The organism is Andreprevotia lacus DSM 23236 (assembly GCF_900176275.1).
Lineage (GTDB): Bacteria > Pseudomonadota > Gammaproteobacteria > Burkholderiales > Chitinibacteraceae > Andreprevotia > Andreprevotia lacus.
In genome coordinates, this window is record NZ_FWXD01000001.1 from 317,430 (window position 1) to 342,711 (window position 25,282).

General features: G+C 60.2%; 27 protein-coding genes and 2 tRNA genes. 24 read left to right on the forward strand and 5 right to left on the reverse strand.

What is annotated here, in order from left to right:
• Positions 1-37 precede the first annotated feature (37 nt).
• The 3 genes from B9A19_RS01640 to B9A19_RS01650 are packed head-to-tail and all read left to right on the forward strand — an operon-like array spanning position 38 to position 1,115.
• Positions 38-478: a helix-turn-helix transcriptional regulator gene (locus B9A19_RS01640; protein ID WP_217806946.1), complete on the forward strand. Its 441-nt coding sequence runs from the start codon at positions 38-40 to the stop codon at positions 476-478.
• Positions 475-909 carry a VOC family protein gene (locus tag B9A19_RS01645; protein ID WP_084088783.1) on the forward strand — a complete coding sequence of 145 codons (435 nt, stop codon included), beginning with the start codon at positions 475-477 and terminating at the stop codon, positions 907-909. The genes B9A19_RS01640 and B9A19_RS01645 overlap by 4 nt, the downstream gene beginning before the upstream one ends.
• Positions 906-1,115, forward strand: coding sequence for a hypothetical protein (locus tag B9A19_RS01650; RefSeq protein ID WP_084088784.1), 210 nt, complete (start codon positions 906-908; stop codon positions 1,113-1,115). The genes B9A19_RS01645 and B9A19_RS01650 overlap by 4 nt, the downstream gene beginning before the upstream one ends.
• A gap of 141 nt (positions 1,116-1,256) precedes the next feature.
• Here B9A19_RS01650 and B9A19_RS01655 read toward each other — a convergent pair whose 3' ends face one another.
• Positions 1,257-1,742, reverse strand: a complete 486-nt coding sequence (locus tag B9A19_RS01655) for an arsenate reductase ArsC (RefSeq protein WP_084088785.1) — start codon at positions 1,740-1,742, stop codon at positions 1,257-1,259.
• Between the two features lie 668 nt (positions 1,743-2,410).
• On the opposite strand from B9A19_RS01655, the gene B9A19_RS01660 reads away from it, so the two are divergent.
• Positions 2,411-2,761 (forward strand): lectin, encoded by a 351-nt coding sequence (locus B9A19_RS01660; protein WP_139798589.1) that lies wholly within the window; start codon positions 2,411-2,413, stop codon positions 2,759-2,761.
• A gap of 70 nt (positions 2,762-2,831) precedes the next feature.
• Here the strand turns inward: B9A19_RS01660 and pstB are convergent, their stop codons facing one another.
• The 4 genes from pstB to pstS all read right to left on the reverse strand — a co-directional run bounded on the left by pstB (position 2,832) and on the right by pstS (position 6,603).
• Entirely contained in the window at positions 2,832-3,593 is a 762-nt protein-coding gene (pstB, locus tag B9A19_RS01665) for a phosphate ABC transporter ATP-binding protein PstB (RefSeq protein ID WP_084088787.1), read from the reverse strand.
• A 20-nt stretch (positions 3,594-3,613) separates the two neighbouring features.
• Complete coding sequence (gene pstA / locus B9A19_RS01670; protein WP_084088788.1) at positions 3,614-4,450, reverse strand: phosphate ABC transporter permease PstA; 837 nt, start codon at positions 4,448-4,450, stop codon at positions 3,614-3,616.
• A gap of 11 nt (positions 4,451-4,461) precedes the next feature.
• Positions 4,462-5,418, reverse strand: coding sequence for a phosphate ABC transporter permease subunit PstC (pstC, locus tag B9A19_RS01675; protein WP_084088789.1), 957 nt, complete (start codon positions 5,416-5,418; stop codon positions 4,462-4,464).
• Between the two features lie 144 nt (positions 5,419-5,562).
• On the reverse strand, positions 5,563-6,603 hold the full coding sequence (gene pstS, locus B9A19_RS01680) for a phosphate ABC transporter substrate-binding protein PstS (protein ID WP_084088790.1): 1,041 nt from the start codon (positions 6,601-6,603) through the stop codon (positions 5,563-5,565).
• Between the two features lie 199 nt (positions 6,604-6,802).
• On the opposite strand from pstS, the gene tpiA reads away from it, so the two are divergent.
• The 20 genes from tpiA to thrS all read left to right on the forward strand — a co-directional run bounded on the left by tpiA (position 6,803) and on the right by thrS (position 25,262).
• Complete coding sequence (tpiA, locus tag B9A19_RS01685) at positions 6,803-7,513, forward strand: triose-phosphate isomerase (RefSeq protein ID WP_084088791.1); 711 nt, start codon at positions 6,803-6,805, stop codon at positions 7,511-7,513.
• 56 nt (positions 7,514-7,569) lie between these two features.
• Positions 7,570-7,923 (forward strand): preprotein translocase subunit SecG, encoded by a 354-nt coding sequence (gene secG, locus B9A19_RS01690; RefSeq protein WP_084088792.1) that lies wholly within the window; start codon positions 7,570-7,572, stop codon positions 7,921-7,923.
• A 30-nt stretch (positions 7,924-7,953) separates the two neighbouring features.
• Positions 7,954-8,038: transfer RNA gene (locus tag B9A19_RS01695), tRNA-Leu, on the forward strand.
• Between the two features lie 83 nt (positions 8,039-8,121).
• The gene (locus B9A19_RS01700; RefSeq protein WP_084088793.1) at positions 8,122-8,490 is read left to right on the forward strand and encodes an NADH-quinone oxidoreductase subunit A; all 369 of its coding nucleotides are present in this window, start codon (positions 8,122-8,124) and stop codon (positions 8,488-8,490) included.
• A gap of 5 nt (positions 8,491-8,495) precedes the next feature.
• Entirely contained in the window at positions 8,496-8,996 is a 501-nt protein-coding gene (locus B9A19_RS01705) for a NuoB/complex I 20 kDa subunit family protein (RefSeq protein ID WP_084088794.1), read from the forward strand.
• A gap of 7 nt (positions 8,997-9,003) precedes the next feature.
• Positions 9,004-9,597 carry an NADH-quinone oxidoreductase subunit C gene (locus B9A19_RS01710; protein WP_084088795.1) on the forward strand — a complete coding sequence of 198 codons (594 nt, stop codon included), beginning with the start codon at positions 9,004-9,006 and terminating at the stop codon, positions 9,595-9,597.
• Complete coding sequence (locus B9A19_RS01715) at positions 9,587-10,843, forward strand: NADH-quinone oxidoreductase subunit D (RefSeq protein WP_084088796.1); 1,257 nt, start codon at positions 9,587-9,589, stop codon at positions 10,841-10,843. The genes B9A19_RS01710 and B9A19_RS01715 overlap by 11 nt, the downstream gene beginning before the upstream one ends.
• A complete protein-coding gene (nuoE, locus tag B9A19_RS01720) occupies positions 10,843-11,316 on the forward strand; it encodes an NADH-quinone oxidoreductase subunit NuoE (protein ID WP_084088797.1) in 474 nt (157 codons plus the stop codon). Before B9A19_RS01715 ends, nuoE begins: the two co-directional genes overlap by 1 nt.
• A gap of 1 nt (position 11,317) precedes the next feature.
• A complete protein-coding gene (nuoF, locus tag B9A19_RS01725) occupies positions 11,318-12,607 on the forward strand; it encodes an NADH-quinone oxidoreductase subunit NuoF (protein WP_084088798.1) in 1,290 nt (429 codons plus the stop codon).
• 41 nt (positions 12,608-12,648) lie between these two features.
• Positions 12,649-14,946 (forward strand): NADH-quinone oxidoreductase subunit NuoG, encoded by a 2,298-nt coding sequence (gene nuoG, locus B9A19_RS01730; protein ID WP_084088799.1) that lies wholly within the window; start codon positions 12,649-12,651, stop codon positions 14,944-14,946.
• Positions 14,947-14,958: 12 nt separating this feature from the next.
• Positions 14,959-16,032 carry an NADH-quinone oxidoreductase subunit NuoH gene (gene nuoH / locus B9A19_RS01735; RefSeq protein WP_245804238.1) on the forward strand — a complete coding sequence of 358 codons (1,074 nt, stop codon included), beginning with the start codon at positions 14,959-14,961 and terminating at the stop codon, positions 16,030-16,032.
• Between the two features lie 15 nt (positions 16,033-16,047).
• On the forward strand, positions 16,048-16,536 hold the full coding sequence (gene nuoI / locus B9A19_RS01740; RefSeq protein WP_084088800.1) for an NADH-quinone oxidoreductase subunit NuoI: 489 nt from the start codon (positions 16,048-16,050) through the stop codon (positions 16,534-16,536).
• A 10-nt stretch (positions 16,537-16,546) separates the two neighbouring features.
• Positions 16,547-17,188, forward strand: a complete 642-nt coding sequence (locus B9A19_RS01745; RefSeq protein ID WP_084088801.1) for an NADH-quinone oxidoreductase subunit J — start codon at positions 16,547-16,549, stop codon at positions 17,186-17,188.
• Positions 17,189-17,203: 15 nt separating this feature from the next.
• Positions 17,204-17,509, forward strand: a complete 306-nt coding sequence (nuoK, locus tag B9A19_RS01750; RefSeq protein ID WP_084088802.1) for an NADH-quinone oxidoreductase subunit NuoK — start codon at positions 17,204-17,206, stop codon at positions 17,507-17,509.
• Positions 17,510-17,546: 37 nt separating this feature from the next.
• Complete coding sequence (gene nuoL, locus B9A19_RS01755) at positions 17,547-19,592, forward strand: NADH-quinone oxidoreductase subunit L (protein WP_084088803.1); 2,046 nt, start codon at positions 17,547-17,549, stop codon at positions 19,590-19,592.
• 45 nt (positions 19,593-19,637) lie between these two features.
• A complete protein-coding gene (locus B9A19_RS01760; RefSeq protein WP_084088804.1) occupies positions 19,638-21,146 on the forward strand; it encodes an NADH-quinone oxidoreductase subunit M in 1,509 nt (502 codons plus the stop codon).
• A gap of 28 nt (positions 21,147-21,174) precedes the next feature.
• On the forward strand, positions 21,175-22,722 hold the full coding sequence (gene nuoN / locus B9A19_RS01765; RefSeq protein ID WP_084088805.1) for an NADH-quinone oxidoreductase subunit NuoN: 1,548 nt from the start codon (positions 21,175-21,177) through the stop codon (positions 22,720-22,722).
• A gap of 12 nt (positions 22,723-22,734) precedes the next feature.
• Positions 22,735-23,028 carry a DUF2818 family protein gene (locus B9A19_RS01770; RefSeq protein WP_084088806.1) on the forward strand — a complete coding sequence of 98 codons (294 nt, stop codon included), beginning with the start codon at positions 22,735-22,737 and terminating at the stop codon, positions 23,026-23,028.
• Positions 23,029-23,103: 75 nt separating this feature from the next.
• Positions 23,104-23,180: transfer RNA gene (locus tag B9A19_RS01775), tRNA-Val, on the forward strand.
• 177 nt (positions 23,181-23,357) lie between these two features.
• Positions 23,358-25,262, forward strand: a complete 1,905-nt coding sequence (thrS, locus tag B9A19_RS01780; protein ID WP_084088807.1) for a threonine--tRNA ligase — start codon at positions 23,358-23,360, stop codon at positions 25,260-25,262.
• Positions 25,263-25,282 lie beyond the last annotated feature (20 nt).

Here is a 25,282-nt window from a genome sequence, read left to right on the forward strand (position 1 = left end):
TGAGTTGCTGAGGCGGTTGTTGCGTGCAAAGGATCGCATGGACGGCGCGCCGCACGAGGACTGGACCGTGCCCCGTCTGGCCGAAGTGAGCGCGGTATCGCCCGCGCACTTCGCCCGTGCGTTCAAGCAGGCTTTTGGCGTGCCGCCGCATCGTTATCTGCTCACCCGCCGCATCGAGCGGGCGACCGCGCTGCTGCGCGAAACCGATTTGCCCATCACCGACATCGCCTTCCAGACTGGCTGGACCAGCCTGGGCACCTTCGGCCGCGTGTTTCAGGACATCACCGGCACCACACCCACCGCATTGCGCGAGCGCACGCAGGCCGATGCGCTGCGTTTGCAGCAGGTGCCGGAATGCATACTCCGGGCGGCCCAGCGACCGGATCTCACCATAGCAGTTTCGGAGAAGCGGCTGAGAAAGCCGGTTGATATAACTACGCCTGTATCTACTGAACTTCCCAACGGAGAGATCACATGACTCAGGGTATCAATGTCGTCGGCGTGTATGTGCGGGATCAGGACGAAGCGCTGGCTTTCTATGTCGACAAACTGGGTTTCCGCGTACATACGGATATCCGCAACGGCAGCTATCGCTGGCTGACCGTGCAGCACCCGGAGCAGCCGTCGTTTCAGCTTGGCCTGTTCCAGCCCGGCCCGCCGGTCCATGATGCGGCCACGGCACAAACCCTGCGCGAGGTGCTGGCCAAGGGGGCAATGCCACCGCTGGTGCTCATGGTCGACGATTGTCGCGCCACCTACGAGCGGCTGAACACGCTGGGCGTGGAATTTACCCAGGCCCCCATGGCGCGCTATGGCACCGTGGATGCCGGCTTTCGCGATCCATCCGGCAATGGCTGGAAGGTCATCGAGGCGGTCGCCGGCAAATCCGGGGCGAAGGTGGCGCAATGAGCTGGAACGGCCCGATTCGGCAAAGTCACCGCTGGATATCCATGCTGTTCACCGTCACTGTAGCGCTCAACTTCATCGTCCGCGCGCTGGTGCCGGGCGAACCCTCGCCGTGGGTGACCTATTTGCCATTGCCACCGCTTTTCCTGCTGCTGTTCAGCGGCCTTTATCTGTTCGCGCTGCCGTATATTGCCAGGGCGCGATCCTGAGCCCTGACAGACCAACCGCGCCCGCAGGCGCGGTTGGTTTGGGGCTGGAGAGTGCTTCCCGTGCATTAGCGGGCAAGGCGTAAAGCGTATCTCGCGGGAGACGCCAATAGCTGCTGTCGCGCAGGCCGAGTGTGCGAGCAATCAGCCCGCGCTTTGCTCCCCGATGGCCTGGATGTGGGCCAAATGCTCGATCTTGTCGTCCGGCAGGCTGACCAGCAGTTCGATGCGCTGCTTGATCTGCAGGAAAATATGCGTGAACGATGCGCGTTTTTCATCATCGGTTTCACCGTGCGGGTCTTCGTAGCCCCAGTGTGCGCTGATGGGGTGACCCGGCCAGACGGGGCAGGTTTCGCCGTGGGCACGATCGCAGACGGTGATGACGATGTCCATGTGGGGCGCATCGCTGCCTTCGAATTCGCGCCAGGATTTGGAGTGCAGCGTGTCGGTGTTGTAGCCGATCTTTTGCAGCAATTCGATGGCATAGGGGCTGACCGTGCCGGAGGGCGTGCTGCCGGCGCTGTAGGCGCGGAAGCGCCCCTCGCCCAGGATGTTGAGCAAGCCCTCGGACATGATGCTGCGGGCGGAGTTGGCGGTACAGAGAAACAGCACGTTGTAGGTCTTGCTCACTTCGATTTCCTTGTTGCGGGTGATGGAGTGGCCGCACGGCGGCCGTTCTGCAGGGTATTGAACCTGTCGATTGTTGCTGCGCGATAAAGGTCGCCCGGCCTGCAGCCGTCAGGATAAGACAGCCGTTCCAGCGGGAAACCGCGCCGGCAAGCTCGCCATGCCAGCCGTTCATCCGTTGCATGCTGCACTGCAGCCGCCGCCGCTTCCGTGCGGCAGCAAGGTGCTGTGGCGTGCTGGTTGGTCGGATCGCGGTGTTGCCGGGCTGGCTTGCGCCCCGGGCTGGCCAGGTGGTGCCGGTGGTCTGCCAGCCGGTCTTTGCTTGCGCGCTTGCGCAGTGCCGGCAGGGGAGGGGCAGCGTCTCTCGCTAGTGTTTTTCTCTTACACAGTTTGTATTTTTCTGGGATTTATTAAATGTATATTTAAAACCGTCTGTCTTTTAAATTTCTGTAAATTTACTCTTACATTGTTTGATTGGTAAAAATACCTTGGTCTCAGCCCGGTGTGGCGACCGGAAGGGTGCGTTGCGCGGCTGGGGTGGTGCAGCATTGTTGCTGCATCCGTGTTGCTTCGGCGCTCTGCCGGATGCCCGGGTTGCTGCGCGGTTTGGTGCTGCCCCGCACATGCCGGCTGCGTGGTTGTTTCTGTTTCATTCGTGAATGGAGATCGACATGGCTTACAAAGGCACAACCCTGCTGACCAACCAGTTCCTGGCCAAGGAAGACTATCTGCTGTCGCAAGACCAGCGCCACCAGCTGATCCTGCAAGACGACGGCAACCTGGTGCTGTACCGTCTGACCGACCATCGCCCGATCTGGGCATCGGGCACCAATGGCAAGGCGGTCTCCAAGGCCATCATGCAGCAGGATGGCAATTTCGTGATTTACGGCTACCCGGATGCCCTGTGGTCGTCGCGCACCAACGGCAAGCCCAACTCCACCCTCATCGTGCAGAACGACGGCAATGTGGTGGTGTACGAGCCGTCAGTGCCGGTATGGGCCACCAATACCGCCGGTCAGTGAGCGGGGCAGGGTGGGCAACAAAAACGGCGACCATCCGGTCGCCGTTTTTGCACGCGTTGCCGATGGTGGATCAGCCGAACTTGCCGGTGATGTAGTCTTCGGTCGCCTTCATCTTCGGGGTGGTGAAGATGGTGTCGGTGCCGCCGACTTCGATCAGCTCGCCCAGGTACATATAAGCGGTGTAATCGGACACGCGCGCGGCCTGTTGCATGTTGTGCGTCACGATGGCGATGGTGTAATCGCGCTTCAGTTCGTGCAGCAGCTCTTCAACGTGCGCGGTCGAGATCGGGTCCAGCGCCGAGGTGGGCTCGTCCAGCAGCAGCACTTCCGGCTTGACCGCCACGGCACGGGCGATGCACAGACGTTGTTGCTGACCGCCCGACAGGCCCAGGCCCGACTGCTTGAGCTTGTCCTTGACCTCGTTCCACAGTGCGGCCTTTTGCAGCGCCCATTCAACGCGGTCATCCATGTCGGCCTTGGACAGGCTCTCGTACAACTTCACGCCGAAGGCGATGTTGTCGTAGATCGACATCGGGAACGGCGTCGGCTTCTGGAACACCATGCCCACCTTGGCGCGCAGCATGTTCAGGTCGATGCCCGAGCGCAGGATGTTCTCTTTGTTCAGGAGGATCTCGCCTTCGGCACGCAGCTTGGGGTAGAGGTCATACATGCGGTTGAAGGTGCGCAGCAGCGTCGATTTGCCGCAACCGGACGGGCCGATGAAGGCGGTGACCTTGCCCTCGAGGATGTCGAGGTTGATGTTCTTCAGCGCATGGAAGTTGCCGTAGTAGAAGTTCAGGTTCTTGACGGCAAGTTTGGCGTTTTGGCTCATTGGATCTGCGTCCTGTTGAATTAGTGCTGGTTCGCCGGGCGAACAAGAATACGGGCAACGATGTTGAGGCCGAGTACGAACAGGCCGATCAGCAACGAGCCGGCCCAGGCCAGTGCGTGCAGATCATCGTAAGGCGTCATGGAGAAGTCGTAGATGACCTTGGGCAGGCTGGCCATCGGCTGATTCAGCGAGCTGTAGAACTGGTTGCCCAGCGCAGTGAACAGCAGCGGCGCGGTTTCGCCGACGATACGCGCCACGGCCAGCAGGATGCCGGTAACCACGCCTGCCTTGGCTGCGCGCAGGGTCACGTAGTAAGTCATCTTCCACTGCGGTGCACCGAGCGCATAAGCTGCCTCACGCATGGTGTTGGGGACCAGGCGCAGCATGTTCTCGGTAGTGCGCACCACAACCGGGATGACCAGAATGGCCAGCGCCAGGGCGCCTGCCCAGCCGGAGTAGTGCTGGACTTTCGAGACGTAAATCTCATAGATGAACAGGCCGGCCACAATGGACGGGGCTGCCAGCAAGATGTCGTTGATGAAGCGGGTGGCCGGCGCCAGCCAGCCACGCTGGCCAAACTCGGCCAGATAGGTGCCGGCCAGAATGCCGATCGGCGTGCCGATGGCGGTACCGATGGCGGCCATCTGGATACTGCCGAAAATCGCGTTGGACAGGCCGCCGTTGCTGCCCGGGGCGGGTGTCGTCTGGGTGAACAGGCTGATGGAGAGCCCGCCGAAACCCTTCAGGAACAGGGTGTACAGCAGCCAGAGCAGCCAGATGACGCCGAAGGCCATGGCGAGAACGGACAGGCCGATGCTGGCGTAATTGACGATGCGGCGACGCATATAGAGATTCATGGTGGCCTCGATCAGGAATGAGCACCGTCGCCCTTTTGCAGGCGAAGGAGCAGGATTTTGGACAGGACGAGCACCACGAAGGTGATCACGAACAGCAAGAGGCCGAGGTAAATCAGCGAGGCAACGTGCAGGTCATCGCTGGCTTCGGTGAATTCGTTGGCCAGGGTGGCGGCAATCGAAGTGCCGGGGTCGAACAGCGAATGGATGGAGCTGTGCGAGTTGCCGATCACGAAGGTGATAGCCATGGTTTCGCCCAGTGCACGGCCAAGGCCGAGCATCACGCCGCCGATGACGCCGCTGCGGGTGAACGGCAGTACCACGTTCCACATGACTTCCCAGGTGGTGCAGCCCAGGCCGTAAGCCGATTCCTTCAGCATGGCCGGCACGACTTCGAATACGTCGCGCATCACCGATGAGATGTAGGGGATGATCATGATCGACAGGATCAGGCCCGAGGTCAGCATGCCGATGCCCATGGGCGGGCCGTCGAACAGCGTGCCGAGCAGCGGGATGTCATGCGTGGTGCGCTGCAGCCACGGCTGCACGTTGTCGCCAAACCACGGTGCGAAGATGAACAGGCCCCAGATGCCGTAAATGATCGACGGCACGCCGGCCAGCAGTTCGATGGCGATGCCGAACGGGCGACGCAGCCACACGGGCGCCAGTTCGGTGAGGAAAATGGCGATGCCGAAGCTGACCGGTACGGCGATCAACAAGGCAATCAGCGACGAGAGCAAGGTGCCGATGATGGAATTGCGCCCACCAAACACATGCGTGACCGGGTTCCACTGATCACTGACCAGAAAGCCCAGGCCAAACTGCTTGATCGAAGGCCAGGCGCCAATGCACAGCGAGATGATGATGCCGGCCAGGATGGCAAGCACGAGAAAGGCAAAGAACCGGGTCGCGCCTCTGAACACAACGTCTTGGAGCTGCTGTTGCTTGAGGCGTGCTGCTTGGGTGGTCATGGAAAGCTCCGCAGAGTCTGGCTGCCCGTTCGGGCTGTTATGCTTGGCTTGGACGGGGTGACAAAACAACAGGAGCGAAACCCGCTCCTGTTGTTCCTGCGTCCGGGCCGGCGATTGTAAGCGAGTCGCCGGCTACTACGCGGATTACTTGAACACCGGTGCGTTGTCAGCGCCGACGATCTGCTTCCAGGAAGCGCGCACTTCGTTCTTCACCACGTCCGGCAGGGCCACGTAGTCCAGATCGGCAGCGGTCTTGTCGCCTTCCTTGTAAGCCCAGTCGAAGTACTTCAGCACTTCGTGGCCAACTTCCGGCTTGTCCTGCTTCTTGTAAACCAGGATGAAGGTCGCGCCGGTGATCGGCCAAGCTTCCTTGCCGGCCTGGTCGGTCAGGACCACGGCGAAGCCCGGGGTGTTTTTCCAGTCAGCGTTGGCAGCAGCAGCCTTGAAGGTGGCATCGTCAGGCAGCACGAAGTTGCCAGCCTTGTTCTGCAGCTGGGTGTAGTCCATCTTGTTTTGCTTGGCGTAGGCATACTCAACGTAGCCGATGGCGCCCTTGATGCGTTGTACGTACTGGGCTACGCCTTCGTTGCCCTTGCCGCCCACGCCAACCGGCCACGACACCGATGCGTCGTTACCAACCTTTTCCTTCCATTCGGTCGAAACCTTGGACAGGTAGTTGGTGAAAATCCAGGTGGTGCCCGAACCGTCAGCGCGGTGAACCACGGTGATGTTCTGGTCCGGCAGCTTGATGCCCGGGTTCAGCTTGGCGATCGCCGGGTCGTTCCACTTGGTGATCTTGCCCAGGAAGATGTCCGACAGCACGGCCGGAGCCAGCTTCAGTTCACCGCCCTTGACCACTTCCAGGTTGGCAACCGGTACCACGCCGCCCATCACGGTCGGGAATTGGGCCAGGCCGGCCTTGTCCAGTTCAGCAGCAGTCAGCGGCTTGTCGGTAGCGCCGAAGTCAACGGTCTTGGCCTGGATCTGCTTGATGCCGCCACCCGAACCGATCGACTGGTAGTTCAGGCCGGTGCTGGTTTTGGCCTTGTATTGTTCGGCCCACTTGGCGTACAGCGGATACGGGAAGGTTGCGCCGGCGCCGGTGATGTCGGCAGCCATGGCGTTGACGGTGAACAGACCTGCGGCGACGCCGAAGGTGACGAGCAGGTTGCGCCCATACGACATGGTGAAACTCCTTTTTTGTTTGCAGCAATGCAAGGACAGGTGTTGACGGTACGGCACGGATGCTATCGGCTTCATGTTGCTGAAATATTACAAGTCGCTAGACGGGCCGTGTGGGTCGTCTATCCCTGTAAGCTGGTTTGACGCTGGGGTGGGGCGGGCTTAGAATTGCGTGTTTCCCGCGCCGCCTTTGGAACAGACCATGGCCAGACAACTCGTGATCGGTAACTGGAAGATGCACGGCAGTGTCGGCCAGGTGCGCACGGTGTTGCCCGAGCTGGTCCGTGCCGAGCTGGGCAGCAATATTGCCATCTGCGTGGCCTACCCTTATCTGGCGCTGGCCAAGAGCCTGCTGAGCGAGTCGGCAATCCAGCTGGGCGCGCAGGACGTGTGCGAATTCCACATCGGCGCCTATACCGGTGAGGTATCGCCGGCCATGCTGGCCGATGTGGGTTGCGAGCTGGTCATCGTCGGGCACTCCGAGCGCCGCCGCTATTTCAACGAAACCAGTGAAATGGCCGCCCGCAAGGTCAAGGCTGCGCTGGATGGCGGTCTGCTGCCGGTGTATTGCGTGGGCGAAACTCAGGCGCAGCGCGATGCAGGCATTGCGCGCGATGTGATCGCAGAAGAATTGCAAGTACTCGCCGGCGTGCCGACGAGTTTGTACGCGGTGGCCTATGAGCCATCGTGGGCGGTAGGGACCGGGGTGATCGCCACGCCGGAACAGATTGCCGAAATGCATGCTTTCATCAAGCAGACCCTGGATACAAGAACCCGGGTGCTGTATGGCGGAAGCGTGAAGGCCGACAATGCTGCGCAGGTCTTGGCGACAGACGGAGTCGACGGTGTGCTGGTTGGGGGTGCTGCGTTGTCGGCGGCCGAGTTTCTCAAGATCTGCAGTCAGGCGCGCTGACATTGCTAAATTAGTGCTCCGGCGCTAGAATTCGCGCCGAATTTACCGAGAAAAAAATGGAATTTCTACAAAGTATCGTCCTGATTTTGAACGTGATCTCCGCTGGTGCGGTGATCGTGCTGGTGCTGCTGCAGCATGGCAAGGGTGCCGACATGGGCGCCGCCTTTGGTAGCGGCTCGGCCGGCAGTCTGTTCGGTTCCGCCGGTTCGGCCAACTTTTTGAGCCGTTCCACTGCCGTTGCAGCCTTCGTATTCTTTACCAGCTGTCTTGGCCTGACCTACATCATGTCGCACTCGTCCAGCCTGATGGCCGGCAGCAAGGCTGCCCCGGTTGCATCGGCTGTTGCCGCATCTGCTGCCAGCGCTGTGCCGGCGCAAGCTGCATCGGGCACCAAACAGATCCCCGAATAAGCAGCTCAGGCTGTTCGGGTAGTACTGCAAGCCGACATGGTGAAATTGGTAGACACGCTATCTTGAGGGGGTAGTGGCTGCGGCTGTGTGAGTTCGAGTCTCACTGTCGGCACCAATCATTTCGGGTGCGCGCTCTGCGCGCCCACACAAAAACTAGAAAAACCGGAATTCTCTTTTTATTGATTGTCGGGGATACACATGCTGCAGAACTACTTCCCCATCTTGCTGTTCCTCATCATTGCCATTGTCGTCGGTGTCCTGCCGATGCTGCTTGGCAAGGGGCTCAGCATGGTGCTTGGAACCAACCGGCCCGACGCGGCCAAGCTCTCGCCCTATGAGTGCGGCTTCGAAGCCTTCGAAGATGCGCGCATGCAGTTCGACGTGCGCTACTACCTCGTCGCCATTCTGTTCATTCTGTTCGATCTCGAAGTGGCCTTCCTGGTTCCCTGGGCACTGGTTCTGAAAGAGATTGGTATCTTTGGTTTCATCTCCATGATGATTTTCCTGGCCGTTCTGGTCGTCGGCTTTGCCTACGAGTGGAAGAAGGGCGCGCTGGAGTGGGAGTAAGCGAGATGGATGCACAAACACTGGAAAACAAGGGTTTCATTACCACGACCGTCGATACGGTGGTGAACTGGACCCGTACCGGCTCGCTGTGGCCGATGACTTTTGGTCTGGCCTGTTGTGCGGTCGAGATGATGCACGCCGGTGCGGCGCGCTATGACCTCGACCGTTTCGGCATCGTGTTCCGCCCGTCGCCGCGCCAGTCCGACCTGATGATCGTGGCCGGCACGCTGTGCAACAAGATGGCGCCGGCGCTGCGCAAGGTCTACGACCAGATGCCGGAACCGCGCTGGGTGCTCTCGATGGGCTCCTGTGCCAATGGCGGTGGTTACTATCACTACTCGTATTCCGTCGTGCGCGGCTGTGACCGCATCGTGCCGGTGGACGTATACGTGCCGGGCTGCCCGCCGACTGCGGAAGCGCTGCTGTACGGCCTGATCCAGTTGCAGAACAAGATCAAGCGTACCAACACCATAGCACGGGCCAGCCAGCTGGCTCGTCAGGCGTGAGGTTTGCATGGCTACCCTGAATCAACTGATTGACAGTCTGCAGGCCGTGCTGGGCGACAAGGTTGCCGAGCTCAAGACCGCACTGAACGAAGTCACCGTCGAAATCGCCGCTGCCAACTGGCACGACGTGGCGCAAACGCTGCGTGACCATGCCGATTTCCGCTTTGAAGCCTGTCTGGACGTCGCCGGCGTCGACTACAGCGCCTACAAGGATGGCGTGTGGGAAGGCCAGCGCTTTGCTGCGGTCTATCACCTGCTGTCGTATGCGCACAATTTCCGCCTGCGCGTGCGTGTGTATGCGCCGGATGATGATTTCCCGGTCGTTGCCTCGATTACCGACCTGTGGTCGGGCGCCAACTGGTTCGAGCGCGAAGCGTTTGACCTGTACGGCATCGTTTTCGAAGGCCACCCGGACCTGCGTCGCATCCTGACCGACTATGGCTTTGTCGGCCATCCGTTCCGCAAGGACTTCCCGCTGTCGGGTTATGTCGAAATGCGTTATGACCCGGAGCAGGCCCGCGTGATCTACCAGCCTGTCACCATCGAACCGCGCGAAATCACCCCGCGCATCATTCGCGAGGAGAACTACGGTGGCGTCTGAAATCCGTAACTACACGCTGAACTTCGGCCCGCAACACCCGGCCGCACACGGCGTACTGCGTCTGGTGCTCGAACTCGATGGCGAAGTCATCGAGCGTGCCGACCCGCACATCGGCCTGCTGCATCGCGGCACCGAAAAGCTGGCTGAATCCAAGACCTTCATCCAGTCGCTGCCGTATATGGATCGTCTCGACTACGTGTCGATGATGGCCAACGAGCACGCCTACTGCATGGCGATCGAAAAGCTCTGCGGCATCGAAGTGCCGCTGCGCGCGCAATACATCCGCGTGATGTTCGACGAGATCACCCGCATCCTGAACCACCTGATGTGGATCGGTGCGCACGGCCTCGACTGCGGCGCGATGACCATCTTCCTGTACGCTTTCCGCGAGCGCGAAGACCTGATGGACTGCTACGAGGCCGTGTCGGGTGCGCGCATGCACGCAGCCTACTACCGCCCGGGTGGCGTTTACCGCGATCTGCCGGACAGCATGCCGCAGTACCAGGCATCCAAGGTGCGCAACGCTGCCGCGATCAAGCGCATGAACAGCAACCGCGAAGGTTCGCTGCTCGACTTCATCGAAGACTTCACCAACCGCTTCCCGACCTATGTCGACGAGTATGAAACCCTGCTCACCGACAACCGCATCTGGAAGCAGCGTACCGTCGGCATCGGTGTACTGACGCCGGAACGCGCTATGAACCTCGGTCTGACCGGCGCCATGCTGCGCGGCTCGGGCATCGCCTGGGACTTGCGCAAGAAGCAGCCGTACGAAGTGTACGACAAGCTGGATTTCGACATTCCGGTTGGCAAGAACGGCGACTGCTACGACCGCTATCTGGTGCGCGTCGAAGAAATGCGCCAGTCCAACCGCATCGTCAAGCAATGCGTGCAATGGCTGAAGGCCAATCCTGGCCCGGTCATCGTGGACAACTACAAGGTGGCGCCGCCTTCGCGTGTCGACATGAAGTCGAACATGGAAGAGCTGATCCACCACTTCAAGCTGTTCACCGAAGGCATGCACGTGCCGGAAGGCGAAGCGTATGCGGCCGTCGAGCACCCGAAGGGTGAATTCGGCATCTATCTGGTCAGCGACGGCGCCAACAAGCCGTACCGCCTGAAGATCCGCGCCCCGGGCTTTGCCCACCTCGCCTCGCTGGACGAAATGGCGCGTGGCCACATGATTTCCGACGCGGTCGCCATCATCGGCACGCAAGACATCGTATTTGGGGAGATCGACCGCTGATGTTGACTCAAGAATCTCTCGCGCAAATCGACCGGGAACTGGCGAAGTACCCGGCCGACCAGCGCCGCTCTGCCACCATGAGCGCGCTGCGTATCGCACAAACCGAAAAGCGCTGGCTGACCAACGATCTGATCGAGTTCGTTGCCAACTATGTCGGCATTCCGCCGGTTGCCGCCTATGAAGTGGCCAGCTTCTACAACATGTTCGACATGAAGCCGGTCGGCAAGTACAAGATCACCGTCTGTACCAACCTGCCGTGTGCCCTGTCGGGTGGCTATCAGGCCGCCGATTACCTCAAGCAGAAGCTGGGTATCGGCATGGGCGAGACCACTGCCGACGGCAAGTTCACCCTCAAGGAAGGCGAGTGCATGGGTGCCTGTGGTTATGCGCCGGTGCTGCTGGTGAACAACCACACCATGTGCAACCACATGACGCCCGAGGCGATCGACAAGAAACTGGCGGAGCTCGAATAACATGACCGTATATGTAAAAGGCGTCGTGTTCGAGAACGTCGATCTCGACGATCCGAACAGCTGGAAACTGGACGCGTATGTAAAGCGTGGCGGCTATGCCGCGCTGAAAAAGATCATTGAAAACAAGATCACCCAGGACGAAGTCATCGCCGAGATGAAAACGTCGGGCCTGCGTGGTCGTGGCGGTGCGGGCTTCCCCACCGGCCTGAAGTGGTCGTTCATGCCGCGCAGCTTCCCGGGCCAGAAGTATCTGGTCTGCAATACCGACGAAGGCGAGCCGGGTACCTTCAAGGACCTCGACATCCAGATGTACAACCCGCACGCGCTGATCGAAGGCATGATCATCGGCGCGTACGCGATGGGCATCACCGTCGGTTACAACTATATCCACGGTGAAGTGTTCGGCGCCTACCTGCGCTTTGAAGAAGCGCTGGAAGAAGCCCGCGCTGCCGGCTTCCTTGGCAACAACATCCTGGGTTCGGATTTCTGCTTCCAGCTGCATGGTCACCACGGTTACGGTGCCTACATCTGTGGCGAGGAAACCGCGCTGCTCGAATCGCTGGAAGGCAAGAAAGGCCAGCCGCGCTTCAAGCCGCCGTTCCCGGCCAGCTTCGGCCTGTATGGCAAGCCGACCACCATCAACAACACCGAGACGTTCGCGTCGGTGCCCTACATCATCCGCGAGGGTGGCCAGAAGTTCCTGGAGCTGGGCAAGCCGAACAACGGCGGCACCAAGCTGTTCTCGGTGTCCGGCCACGTGAACCGTCCGGGCAACTATGAAATTCCGCTGGGCACGCCGTTCAGCGAGCTGCTGGAAATGTGCGGCGGCATGCGCGACGGCAAGAAGCTCAAGGCAGTGATCCCGGGTGGCTCGTCCGCCCCGGTGCTGCCGGCCGACATCATGATGCAGTGCACGATGGACTACGATTCGATCTCCAAGGCCGGCTCCATGCTGGGCTCGGGTGCGGTCATTGTCATGGACGAAACAGTCTGCATGGTGAAGGCGCTGGAGCGTCTGTCCTACTTCTACCACGAAGAATCGTGCGGCCAATGTACGCCGTGCCGTGAAGGCACTGGCTGGCTGTACCGCGTGGTGCACCGCATCGAACACGGTCAGGGCCGTCCGGAAGATCTGGACCTGCTGCTGTCCGTGGGTGGCAACATCGCTGGCCGCACCATTTGTGCGCTGGGCGACGCCGCCGTGATGCCGGTGCAGGGGATGCTCAAGCACTTCCGCGCTGAATTCGAACACCACATCCATAGCAAATCCTGCCTGGTTCCAGGCTACTGATTTGCGCTGGTTTAAAAATTTGCCATTGAATCGAGTCGATCATGCTGGAAATTGAAATCGACGGTAAGACATTGACAGTCCCGGGCGGCAGCACGGTGATGGACGCGGCGAACTCCGTCGGCGTGTACATCCCGCATTTCTGCTACCACAAGAAACTGTCGATTGCTGCCAACTGCCGCATGTGCCTGGTCCAGGTCGAAAAAGCGCCCAAGCCGCTGCCCGCCTGTGCCACGCCCGTGACTGACGGGATGAAAGTCCATACCCACTCCGACATGGCCGTGAAGGCCCAGAAGGGTGTGATGGAATTCCTGCTCATCAACCACCCGCTGGACTGCCCGATCTGCGATCAGGGCGGTGAGTGCAACCTGCAGGATCTGGCCGTCGGTTACGGCCAATCCGGCTCGCGCTATCAGGAAGAAAAGCGCGTGGTGGTGAACAAGGACCTCGGCCCGCTGGTCTCCACCGACATGACGCGCTGCATTCACTGCAGCCGCTGCGTGCGTTTCACAGAAGAAATTGCCGGCTTCCAGGAGCTGGGCATGGGTGGCCGTGGTGAATTCACCGAAGTCATGCCGTATATCGGCAAGACGGTGAATTCGGAAATCTCCGGCAACATCATCGACCTGTGCCCGGTCGGTGCGCTGACTTCCAAGCCGTTCCGCTACAGCGCCCGTACCTGGGAACTGTCGCGCCGCAAGAGCGTGGCTGCGCACGATGGCCTGGGTGCCAACCTGGTGGTGCAAGTGAAGGACCACAAGGTCAAGCGCGTACTGCCGCTGGAAAATGATGCCATCAACGAATGCTGGCTGTCCGACCGCGACCGCTTCAGCTACGAAGCGCTGAATTCGGACGAGCGCCTGACCACCCCGCTGATCAAGCAGGGCGGCCAATGGCAGCAAGCCGACTGGCAAACCGCACTCGAATACATCGCCAACGGCCTGAAGTCGGTCGTCGCCGATCATGGTGCCAACAGCGTGGCTGGCGTCGCCGGGGCGTCGTCGACACTGGAAGAGCTGTTCCTGTTCAAGAAGCTGCTGGCCGGCGTCGGCGTGAGCAACGTCGAATCGCGCCTGCGCGTCACCGATCCGGTTGCCACCAAGGGTGTGCAGTGGCTGGGTCAGACCATCGCCGAGCTGGCTGCCAGCAATGCCGTGCTGGTGATCGGCTCGACACTGCGCAAGGAACAGCCGCTGATCGCACAACGTCTGCGCCAGTCGGTGAAGAAGGGTACTGCGCTGTCGGTGATCAACCCGCATGGTGACGATCTGCTCACCAAGCTGGCTGGCCAGGTCGTTACCCGCCCGGACCAACTGGTCGAAGGCGTGCTGGCAGTGCTGAAGGCCGTGGTTGAAGCCAAGGGTGCCGCGCATCCGGCCCATATCGACCTGAACGGCATCGAAGTGACCGAAGCTGCCAAGCAGGTTGCTGCTTCGCTGCAGGACAAGGAAACCGTCTCCATCGTGCTGGGCAACATCACGCTGCAGAACGCGCGTGCCAGCGAGCTGTACGCCGCTGCCACCGCACTGGCCGAGCTGACCGGTGCCAAGCTGGGTGTGCTGTCCGACGCGGCCAACACGGTTGGTGCGCAGCTGGTCGGCTTTCAGGGCGCGGGCAACGTATTTGCCCAGCCGAAGAAAGCCTACGTGCTGCTGCATGCCGAAGCCGATTTCGATACCGCCAACGGTGCACAAGCCGTTGCCGCGCTGGAAAAGGCCGACATGGTTGTCGTGATGTCGCCGTTCCAGTCGTGCGCGTTCGACTACGCTGACGTGATCCTGCCGGTGTCGCCGTTCTCGGAAACCTCGGGCACCTTCGTCAACATGGAAGGCAAGCCGCAAAGCTTCAACGGCGTGGTGCGCCCGCTGGGTGAAACCCGTCCGGCGTGGAAGGTGTTCCGCGTGCTCGGCAACGTGCTGGGTCTGGAAAACTTCCACTACAACAGCTCGGAAGAAGTCCGCGACGAAATCCTTGCCGCCGGCGTCGACGCCAAGCTCGACAACGCACCGGCTGCTGCCGTGCACGTCAAGCCGCAGGCCGCTTCGGGTCTGGTGCGCCTTGCCGAAGTGCCGGCTTACTTCGTTGACGGCATCGTCCGTCGCGCCGTCAGCCTGCAGGCTACTGCCGATGCACAAGTGGCCGGCCAGCTGCGTGCCAACGCCACTACCCTGGCATCGCTGGGCGTTGCTGCCGGTGACCAGGTGCGCGTGAGCCAGGGTGGCGAAGCCGTGCTGGTCGCAGTGGAAGACAAGGGTCTGCTCGATCAGGTGGTGCGTATCGCCAATGGCGCGCCGGCAACCCGCAACCTGTCGACCGGCGCACTGTCGGTTGCCAAGGCTTAAGGGGAGACGAGCATGGAATTCCTGACTCATTTGTTCCAGCAAGTCGGCCTGTCGGCCGCACTGGCGCCGACCGCAGCCTACATCGTGTGGACGCTGCTGAAGATCGTCTGCATTGTTGCGCCTATCTTCGGCGCCGTGGCCTACATGACTTTTGCCGAGCGCAAGGTCATTGGCTACATGCAGATCCGTATCGGCCCGAACCGTGTCGGTCCTTTCGGCCTGCTGCAACCGATCGCCGACGGCGTGAAGCTGCTGCTGAAGGAAATCATCACCCCGTCCGCTGCCAGCGGTGGCCTGTTCTTCCTGGCCCCGGTCATGGTGCTGGTGCCGGCACTGGCCGCCTGGGCAGTGGTGCCGTTCTATCCCGGCTTCGTGCTGGCCGATGTGAACGTGGGCCTGCTGTACGTGATGGCCATTACCTCGATGGGCGTTTACGGCGTGATTCTGGCCGGCTGGGCATCCAACTCCAAGTACGCTTTCCTCGGCGCCATGCGTGCTGCGGCGCAGGTGATCTCGTATGAACTGGCGATGGGTTTTGCGCTGGTCGGCGTGATCATGGTGTCCGGCTCGCTGAACCTGACCGAAATCGTGAATGCGCAGGGCCACGGCATTGCCGGTGGTTCGGTATTCAGCTGGAACTGGCTGCCGCTGCTGCCGCTGTTCGTTGTCTACTTCATCTCGGGCCTGGCTGAAACCAACCGCGCGCCGTTTGACGTGACCGAAGGCGAATCGGAAATCGTCGCCGGCCACATGATCGAATACTCGGGCATGAGCTTCGCGCTGTTCTTCCTGGCCGAATACGCCAACATGATCCTGATCTCGGCCATGGCCTCGATCATGTTCCTGGGTGGCTGGCTGAGCCCGTTCCCGGCCAACTGGGGCATTCTGGGTGCGCCGAGCTTCCTGTGGTGGGTGCTCAAGGTTGCGTTCCTGCTGTTCTGCTTCCTGTGGTTCCGCGCAACATTCCCGCGTTACCGTTATGACCAGTTGATGCGTCTGGGCTGGAAGATTTTCATCCCGGTCACGCTGGTGTGGATCGTGCTGGTGGGCGCGTGGATGCAAACCCCGCTGACGCTGTGGAAGTAAGGCGAGGATAGAGACATGGAAAAAATCAATCACTTCTTCAAGACCTTCCTGTTGGTCGAGCTCGTCAAGGGCTTGATGCTGACAGGTCGGCACTTCTTCCAGCGCAAGATCACCGTGCAGTTCCCGGAAGAAAAAACCCCGTACAGTCCGCGTTTCCGTGGCCTGCACGCACAGCGTCGCTACGCCAACGGCGAAGAGCGCTGCATTGCCTGCAAGCTGTGTGAAGCCGTCTGCCCGGCCATGGCGATCACCATCGAATCGGAAACGCGTGACGACGGCACCCGCCGTACCTCGCGTTATGACATCGACCTGACCAAGTGCATCTTCTGCGGTTTCTGCGAAGAAGCCTGTCCGGTTGACGCCATCGTCGAAACGCACATCCTCGAGTACCACGGCGAGAAGCGCGGCGACCTGTATTACACCAAGCCGATGCTGCTGGCAGTTGGCGACAAGTACGAAAGCGAAATCGCTGCCCGCAAGGCCGCGGACGCGAAGTACCGCTAAGGGGACGACGATGACTGAACTGGTAATTTTCTATTCGTTTGCCCTGATTCTGGTATTCGCCGCCTTCCGCGTGATTACCGCCAAGAACCCGGTGCACGCTGCGCTGTATCTGGTGCTGTCGTTCTTCACCGGTGCCGTGCTGTGGATGCTGACCAAGGCCGAGTTCCTGGCTGTGTCGCTGATCGTGATTTACGTCGGCGCGGTCATGGTGCTGTTCCTGTTCGTGGTGATGATGCTCGACATCAACTTCGAAGAGCTGCGCAAGGGCTTCTGGCGCTATCTGCCAGTGGCTGGCACCGTGGCGGTGCTGATGGCGTATGAAATGGTCATGGTGCTGACACACCCGTCGGCGCAGCTGCGTGGTGCTGCAGTGGCCGAGCCGGCTGCCGGCTACAACAACGCCAAGGTGCTGGGTCAGTTGATCTACACCCAGTACTTCCTGCCGTTCCAGCTGGCCGCCGTGCTGCTGCTGGTGGGCATGGTTGCCGCCATTGCACTGACCCTGCGCAAGCGCAAGAACACCAAGTACATCAACCCGGCCGACCAGATCAAGGTCAAGCGCGATGAGCGCCTGACCATCGTGTCTGTGAACGCTGAAGCCCGCGCCGTCATCGAGCCGCCCAAGCCGGCCGATGGCGAGCAACAAGCATAAGGGCAGGGAACAGACATGCTGACACTTGAACACTACCTGGTGCTGGGCGCGATCCTGTTCGCGATCTCGGTATTCGGCATCTTCATGAACCGCAAGAATCTGATCGTATTGCTGATGGCAATCGAGCTGATGCTGCTGGCGGTCAATATCAACTTCATCGCGTTTTCGCAGTACCTGGGTGACGCCTCCGGACAGATCTTCGTGTTCTTCATCCTGACTGTGGCTGCGGCCGAGTCGGCGATCGGTCTGGCGATCCTGGTTGCATTGTTCCGCAGCCTGCGTTCGATCAATGTCGAAGACCTCGATCATCTCAAGGGCTAACCGGTTTACCGGCCAAGATAACAACAGGGCTTAACCCATGGATATGAAAACAATCTACCTGCTGATCCCGCTGGCGCCGTTGTTGGGCGCGCTGGTGGCAGGTCTGTTCGGCTGGGCCATCGGCCGGCGTGCGGCACACACCGTCACCATTGGTGGTGTGGCCGTCGCGTTCGCGCTGTCTGCCTACGTGCTCAAGTACCTGATCGACGGCGGCGCCAGCTACAACGGCACCGTCTACACCTGGCTGACCGTCAACGGTGTTGATCTCAACGTCGGCTTCCTGGTCGATAAACTGACCGCCATGATGATGTGCGTGGTGACCTTCGTGTCGCTGATGGTGCACATCTACACCATCGGTTACATGGAAGAAGATCCGGGCTACCAGCGTTTCTTCAGCTACATCTCGCTGTTCACCTTTTCCATGCTGATGCTGGTGATGGCCAACAACTTCGTGCAGCTGTTCTTCGGCTGGGAAGCGGTGGGTCTGGTGTCCTATCTGCTGATCGGCTTCTGGTTCAAGCGTCCGACCGCCACCTTCGCCAACCTGAAGGCCTTCCTGGTCAACCGCGTGGGTGACTTCGGTTTCCTGCTGGGTATCGGCCTGGTGCTGGCGCACTTTGGCACGCTGGACTACGCCGCGGTGTTCGCCAAGGCCGGCGAGCTGAAAGACGTCACCATCACCTTGCTGCCGGGCCATAGCTGGTCGCTGTTGACCGTGACCTGCATCCTGCTGTTCGTGGGTGCCATGGGCAAGTCGGCGCAATTCCCGCTGCACGTGTGGCTGCCGGATTCGATGGAAGGCCCGACACCGATTTCCGCGCTGATCCACGCCGCCACCATGGTGACGGCCGGTATCTTCATGGTGTCGCGCATGTCGCCGCTGTATGAACTGTCCGACACCGCGCTGAACTTCGTGCTGGTGATCGGGGCGATTACCGCGCTGTTCATGGGCTTCCTCGGCATCATCCAGAACGACATCAAACGTGTGGTTGCGTATTCGACCTTGTCGCAGCTCGGTTACATGACCGTGGCGCTGGGTGCGTCGGCTTACTCTGTCGCCGTGTTCCACCTGATGACGCACGCCTTCTTCAAGGCGCTGCTGTTCCTTGGCGCGGGTTCGGTGATCATGGGCATGCACCATGACCAGGACATCCGCAACATGGGTGGCTTGCGCAAATACATGAAGTGGACCTGGCTGACCTCGCTGATTGGTTCGCTGGCGCTGATCGGTACACCGTTCTTCGCGGGCTTCTATTCCAAGGATTCGATCATCGAAGCCGTGGCCGAATCGCACCTGCCGGGTGCTGGTTTTGCCTACTTCGCTGTCGTGGCTGGTGTATTCGTGACGGCGTTCTACTCGTTCCGTATGTACTTCCTGGTCTTCCACGGCAAGGAACGCTGGATGCAGAAGGGCCATCACCATGCGCACGATGATCACGCGCATGATGAAGATGAACATCATCACGGCCTTGGCCCGAACGACAAGCCGCACGAAAGCCCTTGGGTCGTGACCCTGCCGCTGGTGCTGCTGGCGATTCCGTCGGTCATCATCGGTGCGATTGCGATCAAGCCCATGCTTTACGGCAACTTCTTCGACGGCGTGATCTTCATCAATCATGAAGCCCACCCGGCGCTGGAAATGATGAAGGAAGAATTCCACGGCTGGTTCGGGATGGTGCTGCATGCGTTCAAGACGCTGCCGCTGTATCTGGCTGCTGCCGGTGTGGCTGCTGCCTACCTCTTTTACATGGTCAAGCCGGAACTGCCGGCCGCCTGCGACCGCTTCTTCACCAGGATCGGTGTCAAGAAGCTGCTGGAAGAGAAGTACTACATGGATCACCTCTACATCAACGGCTTTGCCGCGCTGGGTCGCGCCATCGGTACCGTGTTGTGGAAGGTGGGCGACGCACTGCTGATCGACGGTTTGCTGGTCAACGGTTCCGCCAAGGTTGTGGGCTTCTTCTCGAGCGTCGTGCGCCGCGTACAGACGGGTTACATCTATCACTACGCGTTCGCCATGATTCTGGGCGCGCTCGGTCTGGTGACCTGGTGGGTGTGGCACGTGCTGGGTACGTTGCACTAAGCGGCCGATCGTAACGGTTTCATGAAATAACAAGCAGGTAAGACTATGACGGGTAATCTTCTGAGCCTCGCGATCTGGCTGCCGATACTGGCGGGCCTCGTGGTGCTCGCCATCGGTGGGGGCCAGCGCTCGAATATCGCGCGCTGGGGCTCGCTGTTGGGCGCGCTGGCGAGCTTTCTGGTCACGATTCCGCTGTACACCGGATTCGATGTCCTCAACGGCGGCATGCAGTTCGTAGAACTCAAGCCGTGGATCGAGACGTACAACATCAACTACAGCCTGGGTGTCGACGGCATTTCGGTCTGGTTCGTGCTGCTCAACAGCTTCACCACGCTGATGGTGATCCTGGCAGGCTGGCAAGTGATCGAGCAACGCGTCAGCGTTTACAACGCCGCGTTCCTGATCATGTCGGGCTTGATCAACGGCGCGTTTGCCGCGCAGGACGCCATCCTGTTCTATTGCTTCTTTGAAGCAATGCTGATTCCGATGTACCTGATCATCGGTATCTGGGGTGGTCCGAACCGCGTTTACGCGTCGTTCAAGTTCTTCCTGTACACGCTGCTGGGCTCGCTGCTGACGCTGGTTGCCTTCATCTACCTGCACTACCAGTCCAACGGCAGCTTTGCCGTGGCCGACTTCGCCGGCCTGCACCTGACACTGAAAGAGCAGTCGCTGTTGCTGGTGGCCTTCTTCTTTGCCTTCGCGGTGAAGGTGCCGATGTGGCCGGTACATACCTGGCTGCCGGATGCGCACGTTGAAGCGCCGACTGGCGGTTCGATGGTGCTGGCTGCCATCACGCTGAAGCTGGGTGCTTACGGTTTCCTGCGTTTCGCACTGCCGATCGCGCCGGATGCCTGCCGTGAATACGCCTGGGTGTTCGTGCTGTTCTCGCTGATTGCCGTGGTTTACATCGGCATGGTGGCACTGGTGCAAACCGACATGAAGAAGCTGGTGGCTTATTCGTCCATCTCGCACATGGGCTTTGTTACCCTCGGCTTCTTCATGATGGGTGGCCTGAACCACAACGAGCTGAACAGCTGGGCTGTGGAAGGTGCAATCGCCCAGATGATCTCGCACGGCTTCGTGTCGGCCGCGATGTTCTTCTGTATCGGTGTCATGTACGACCGCGTACACAGCCGCAAGATCGCCGATTACGGCGGCGTAGCCAACAAGATGCCGATCTTTGCCGCATTCTTCATGCTGTTTGCCATGGCCAACTCCGGTCTGCCGGGTACTTCGGGTTTCTCGGGTGAATTCCTGGTGATCCTGGGCGCGGTGCAGGTCAACTTCTGGTACGCCGTCGCCGGCGCCACCACGCTGATCTTCGGTGCGGCCTACACGCTGTGGATGTACAAGCGCGTGATTTTCGGCGACGTGGGCAATCACCACGTCGAAGAGCTCAAGGATGTGAACGCACGCGAATTCCTGGTACTGGCCGTGCTGGCCGTCACCGTGCTGGGTATGGGCTTGTATCCGAAGCTGTTTGTCGACTTGATGCACGTATCGGTCAATGACCTGATCTGGCACGTGTCGCAATCCAAGCTCCCCCAATAACAGTGATAGCGAGATAAGGGTTTAGAGCATGACCTGGACCAGTTTGAATGCAGGGATCGCGTATCCGGAGATTTTCCTCCTGATCGCCGCGTGCGCGATCCTGCTGATTGATGTTTTTGTAAGTGATGCCAAGCGTGGCATCACGCATGGCCTGACGCTGGCAGCGCTGGCCGTTACCGGTGCCATTTTGTACTCCGGCTACATTCCGCAGCGCGTTACCGCGTTCAGCGGTCAGTTCGTGGCCGACCCGATGGCCGCCTGGGCCAAGGGCGGCATCCTGATCGGTGTCGCGCTGGCGCTGATCTATGGCCGCAGCTACGCCGCTGCCCGCCAGATGTATCGTGGCGAGCTGTACACGCTGACCCTGTTCGCCACCCTGGGCATGATGATCATGACCTCGGCGATCAACTTCCTGCTGCTGTACGTCGGCCTGGAACTGCTGTCGCTGTCGCTGTATGCACTGGTTGCGCTGCGCCGTGATTCGGCCAACGCCACCGAGGCGGCGATGAAGTACTTCGTGCTGGGCGCGCTGGCCTCGGGCATGCTGCTGTACGGCATGTCCATGGTATACGGTGCCACCGGTTCGCTGGACGTGGTCATCATCGCGCAGAAGATTGCCACCCAGGCTGCCAACCCGACGCTGCTGGTGTTCGGTCTGGTGTTCATCGTGGCTGGTATCGCGTTCAAGCTGGGCGCCGTGCCTTTCCACATGTGGGTGCCTGACGTTTACCAAGGCGCGCCGACCCCGATCGCCCAACTGATCGGTACTGCCCCCAAGCTGGCCGCATTCGCATTCGTGATGCGCCTGCTGGCCGAAGCACTGGGCCTGGCCGGTATCGACCTGAGCCAGATCCGTCAGCAGCCGATGCTGCTGCCGAGCTGGAGCAGCATGCTGATGGTGCTGGCTGTTGCTTCGCTGGTGATCGGTAACCTGGCCGCGATTGCGCAAACCAACATCAAGCGCATGTTTGCCTATTCGACCATCTCGCACATGGGCTTTCTGCTGCTGGGCATCCTGGTGGCCAACGAAGTCGGCTACTCGGCATCGTTCTTCTATGCCTTTACCTATGTGCTGACCGCAGCCGCCGGTTTCGGCATGGTGCAACTGCTGTCGCGTGAAGGTTTCGAGGCCGATACCATCGACGCGTTCAAGGGCCTTGCCAAGCGCAGCCCGTGGTTTGCCTTCATGATGCTGATGGTGCTGTTCTCGATGGCCGGTATCCCGGTGTTCGTCGGCTTCTTTGCCAAGCTGTCGGTGCTGCAGGCGCTGCTGAACCATGCCGTGCTGGTGCCGGGTGTTGATGGCGCCGGCATTGACATCGATCATAGTGGTCTAGTGTGGGTTGCCGTGGTGGCCGTGCTGATGTCGCTGGTAGGTGCGTTCTACTACCTGCGTGTGGTCAAGGTCATGTTCTTTGATGAGCCGACCGATACCGCGCCGATTTCGGCTTGCTGGGATGTGCGTATCATCCTGTCGCTGAACTGCCTGCTGCTGCTGGCGCTGGGCCTGGTGCCGGGCTATCTGTTGGCCAAGCTGGGTGAAGCGGTCAAGCTGTCGTCGCTGGTGTTGTTCTAAGCAGCCGCGCGGATGTTTGAAACCATCCTGATCTGCACATTGGCAGCCGTGGCTGCCAATGTGCCTTTTGTGACCGGCAGGCTGTTTGGCCTGTTGTCCCTCGCGCGCAAGCACTTTGGCTGGCAGTTGCTGGAATGGCTGGTCTATTACCTCCTGCTGCTGGGTGTGGCTCGCCTGCTGGAAGGGCGGGTGAGTGATGTGCACCCGCAAAACTGGCAGTTTTATGCCACCACGCTGGCCTTGTTCGTCGTGCTGGCCTGGCCGGGCTTCGTATGGCGCTATTTCTGGCGTAAACCCGGCATTTGACGCAGATAGGCGAAATTTCTGCGGCAAAAGGCTTGCGGGGTATGTTGAATCCCGATATAGTTCGACTTCTTCGTTAGGCACGTAGCTCAGCTGGTTAGAGCACCACCTTGACATGGTGGGGGTCGTTGGTTCGAGTCCAATCGTGCCTACCAACGAATTAAAGGAATCAAGCTCATGTTTCGAACCCGTACCACTACCCCAATTTGATGCAGGGTAGCCGTGCGCTGGTCAAACCAGAGCTTGATTGAAAAAAGTGCGGCTTAGCCCGCACTTTTTTTTCGTCCGTGCGGGACGCAGCAAAACAAAACTCACGAGAACAGGTGGCTGACATGCCGACGATTACGCTCCCCGATGGTTCCCAACGTCAATTTGACGCGCCCGTTACCGTAGCCGGCGTCGCTGCCAGCATCGGTGCCGGTCTGGCCCGTGCCGCACTGGCCGGCAAGGTGGATGGCCAGCTGGTTGATACCAGCTATCTGATCGACCGCGATGTGCAGCTGGCCATCGTGACCGAGCGCGATGCCGATGGCCTGGAAGTGATCCGTCACTCCACCGCCCACTTGCTCGCCTACGCGGTCAAGAGCCTGTTCCCGGATGCCCAGGTCACCATCGGCCCGGTCATCGAAGACGGCTTCTATTACGACTTCAGCTATTCGCGCCCGTTTACCCCGGATGACCTCGAAGCCATCGAGAAGAAGATGCTCGAGCTGTCGAAGAAGGACGTTCCGGTCGAGCGCTACGAACTGTCGCGTGACGAGGCCATCGCCTATTTCAAGAGCATCGGCGAGGCCTACAAGGCCGAGATCATCGAATCGATCCCGCAGGATCAGGTGCTGAGCCTGTACCGCGAGGGCGATTTCACCGACCTGTGTCGTGGCCCGCACGTGCCGTCCACCGGCAAGCTCAAGGTCTTCAAGCTGATGAAGGTAGCCGGCGCCTACTGGCGCGGTGACTCTAAGAACGAGATGCTGACCCGCATCTACGGCACCGCTTGGGCGAAGAAGGAAGACCTTGAGGCTTATCTGCACCGCCTGGAAGAGTCGGAAAAGCGCGATCACCGCAAGATCGGCCGTGCGCTCGACCTCTTCCACATGCAGGAAGAAGCACCGGGCATGGTGTTCTGGCACCCCAAGGGTTGGTCGCTGTGGCAGTCGGTCGAGCAATACATGCGTCGCCGTCTGAACAAGGCCGGCTATCAGGAAGTGCGTACACCGCAAATGATGGACCGCAGCCTGTGGGAGAAATCCGGTCACTGGGAAAACTATCACGACAATATGTTTGTGACCGAGTCGGAAAAGCGCACTTATGCCGTCAAGCCGATGAACTGCCCGGGCCACGTGCAGATTTTCAACAGCGATCTGCGCTCCTACCGCGATCTGCCGTTGCGCCTGGCCGAGTTCGGTGCCTGTCACCGTAACGAGCCGACAGGCTCGCTGCACGGCCTGATGCGCGTGCGCGGCTTTACGCAGGACGATGCACACATCTTCTGCATGGAAAGCCAGCTGATTGACGAAGCCAAGACCTTTCATGCGCTGGCGATGAGCGTGTATGAAGACTTCGGCTTTGAAGGCATCCAGATCAAGCTCGCGCTGCGCCCGGAAAAGCGTGCAGGTGAAGAAGCGGTGTGGGATCGCGCCGAAGACGGCCTGCGCGAAGCACTGCGCGCCTGCGGCGTGGAATGGGTAGAGCTGCCGGGCGAGGGTGCGTTCTACGGCCCCAAGATCGAATACCACATCAAGGACGCGATTGGTCGTTCGTGGCAGTGCGGTACCCTGCAGCTCGACTTTGTGCTGCCGGAGCGCCTCGGCCCCGAGTATGTGGCGGAAGACAACACCCGCCAGCGCCCGGTGATGTTGCATCGTGCCATCGTCGGTTCGATGGAGCGTTTCCTCGGTATCCTGATCGAAAACTTCTCCGGCGCCTTCCCGGCGTGGCTGGCACCGACACAGGCGGTGGTGCTGAATATCTCGGAATCGCAGCGTGAATATGCGCAAAATATTGCCGCTCAGCTGAAAGCTGCAGGTGTTCGTGCAGAAGCCGACTTGAGAAACGAGAAAATTACCTATAAAATTCGCGAACATAGCTTGCAACGCGTTCCTTACCAGCTCATCGTGGGCGACAAGGAAAAAGAAGCAGGCTTGGTGGCCGTGCGCAGCCGCAGTGGCGAAGACCTCGGGCAAATCAGTCTGACAGCGTTCATGGAGCGTCTGCAGGCCGAAACCCCCAAGGATTGACGCCCACGTCAGCCGCACGG

Bases quoted from the DNA above. Each gene is read 5' to 3' on its own strand.
- B9A19_RS01640 (WP_217806946.1), top strand. From the start codon at position 38: ATGGACGGCGCGCCGCACGAGGACTGGACCGTGCCCCGTCTGGCCGAA.
- B9A19_RS01645 (WP_084088783.1), top strand. From the start codon at position 475: ATGACTCAGGGTATCAATGTCGTCGGCGTGTATGTGCGGGATCAGGAC.
- B9A19_RS01650 (WP_084088784.1), top strand. From the start codon at position 906: ATGAGCTGGAACGGCCCGATTCGGCAAAGTCACCGCTGGATATCCATG.
- B9A19_RS01660 (WP_139798589.1), top strand. From the start codon at position 2,411: ATGGCTTACAAAGGCACAACCCTGCTGACCAACCAGTTCCTGGCCAAG.
- pstB (WP_084088787.1), bottom strand. From the start codon at position 3,593: ATGAGCCAAAACGCCAAACTTGCCGTCAAGAACCTGAACTTCTACTAC.
- pstA (WP_084088788.1), bottom strand. From the start codon at position 4,450: ATGAATCTCTATATGCGTCGCCGCATCGTCAATTACGCCAGCATCGGC.
- pstC (WP_084088789.1), bottom strand. From the start codon at position 5,418: ATGACCACCCAAGCAGCACGCCTCAAGCAACAGCAGCTCCAAGACGTT.
- pstS (WP_084088790.1), bottom strand. From the start codon at position 6,603: ATGTCGTATGGGCGCAACCTGCTCGTCACCTTCGGCGTCGCCGCAGGT.
- tpiA (WP_084088791.1), top strand. From the start codon at position 6,803: ATGGCCAGACAACTCGTGATCGGTAACTGGAAGATGCACGGCAGTGTC.
- secG (WP_084088792.1), top strand. From the start codon at position 7,570: ATGGAATTTCTACAAAGTATCGTCCTGATTTTGAACGTGATCTCCGCT.
- B9A19_RS01700 (WP_084088793.1), top strand. From the start codon at position 8,122: ATGCTGCAGAACTACTTCCCCATCTTGCTGTTCCTCATCATTGCCATT.
- B9A19_RS01705 (WP_084088794.1), top strand. From the start codon at position 8,496: ATGGATGCACAAACACTGGAAAACAAGGGTTTCATTACCACGACCGTC.
- B9A19_RS01710 (WP_084088795.1), top strand. From the start codon at position 9,004: ATGGCTACCCTGAATCAACTGATTGACAGTCTGCAGGCCGTGCTGGGC.
- nuoE (WP_084088797.1), top strand. From the start codon at position 10,843: ATGTTGACTCAAGAATCTCTCGCGCAAATCGACCGGGAACTGGCGAAG.
- nuoF (WP_084088798.1), top strand. From the start codon at position 11,318: ATGACCGTATATGTAAAAGGCGTCGTGTTCGAGAACGTCGATCTCGAC.
- nuoG (WP_084088799.1), top strand. From the start codon at position 12,649: ATGCTGGAAATTGAAATCGACGGTAAGACATTGACAGTCCCGGGCGGC.
- nuoH (WP_245804238.1), top strand. From the start codon at position 14,959: ATGGAATTCCTGACTCATTTGTTCCAGCAAGTCGGCCTGTCGGCCGCA.
- nuoI (WP_084088800.1), top strand. From the start codon at position 16,048: ATGGAAAAAATCAATCACTTCTTCAAGACCTTCCTGTTGGTCGAGCTC.
- B9A19_RS01745 (WP_084088801.1), top strand. From the start codon at position 16,547: ATGACTGAACTGGTAATTTTCTATTCGTTTGCCCTGATTCTGGTATTC.
- nuoK (WP_084088802.1), top strand. From the start codon at position 17,204: ATGCTGACACTTGAACACTACCTGGTGCTGGGCGCGATCCTGTTCGCG.
- nuoL (WP_084088803.1), top strand. From the start codon at position 17,547: ATGGATATGAAAACAATCTACCTGCTGATCCCGCTGGCGCCGTTGTTG.
- B9A19_RS01760 (WP_084088804.1), top strand. From the start codon at position 19,638: ATGACGGGTAATCTTCTGAGCCTCGCGATCTGGCTGCCGATACTGGCG.
- nuoN (WP_084088805.1), top strand. From the start codon at position 21,175: ATGACCTGGACCAGTTTGAATGCAGGGATCGCGTATCCGGAGATTTTC.
- B9A19_RS01770 (WP_084088806.1), top strand. From the start codon at position 22,735: ATGTTTGAAACCATCCTGATCTGCACATTGGCAGCCGTGGCTGCCAAT.
- thrS (WP_084088807.1), top strand. From the start codon at position 23,358: ATGCCGACGATTACGCTCCCCGATGGTTCCCAACGTCAATTTGACGCG.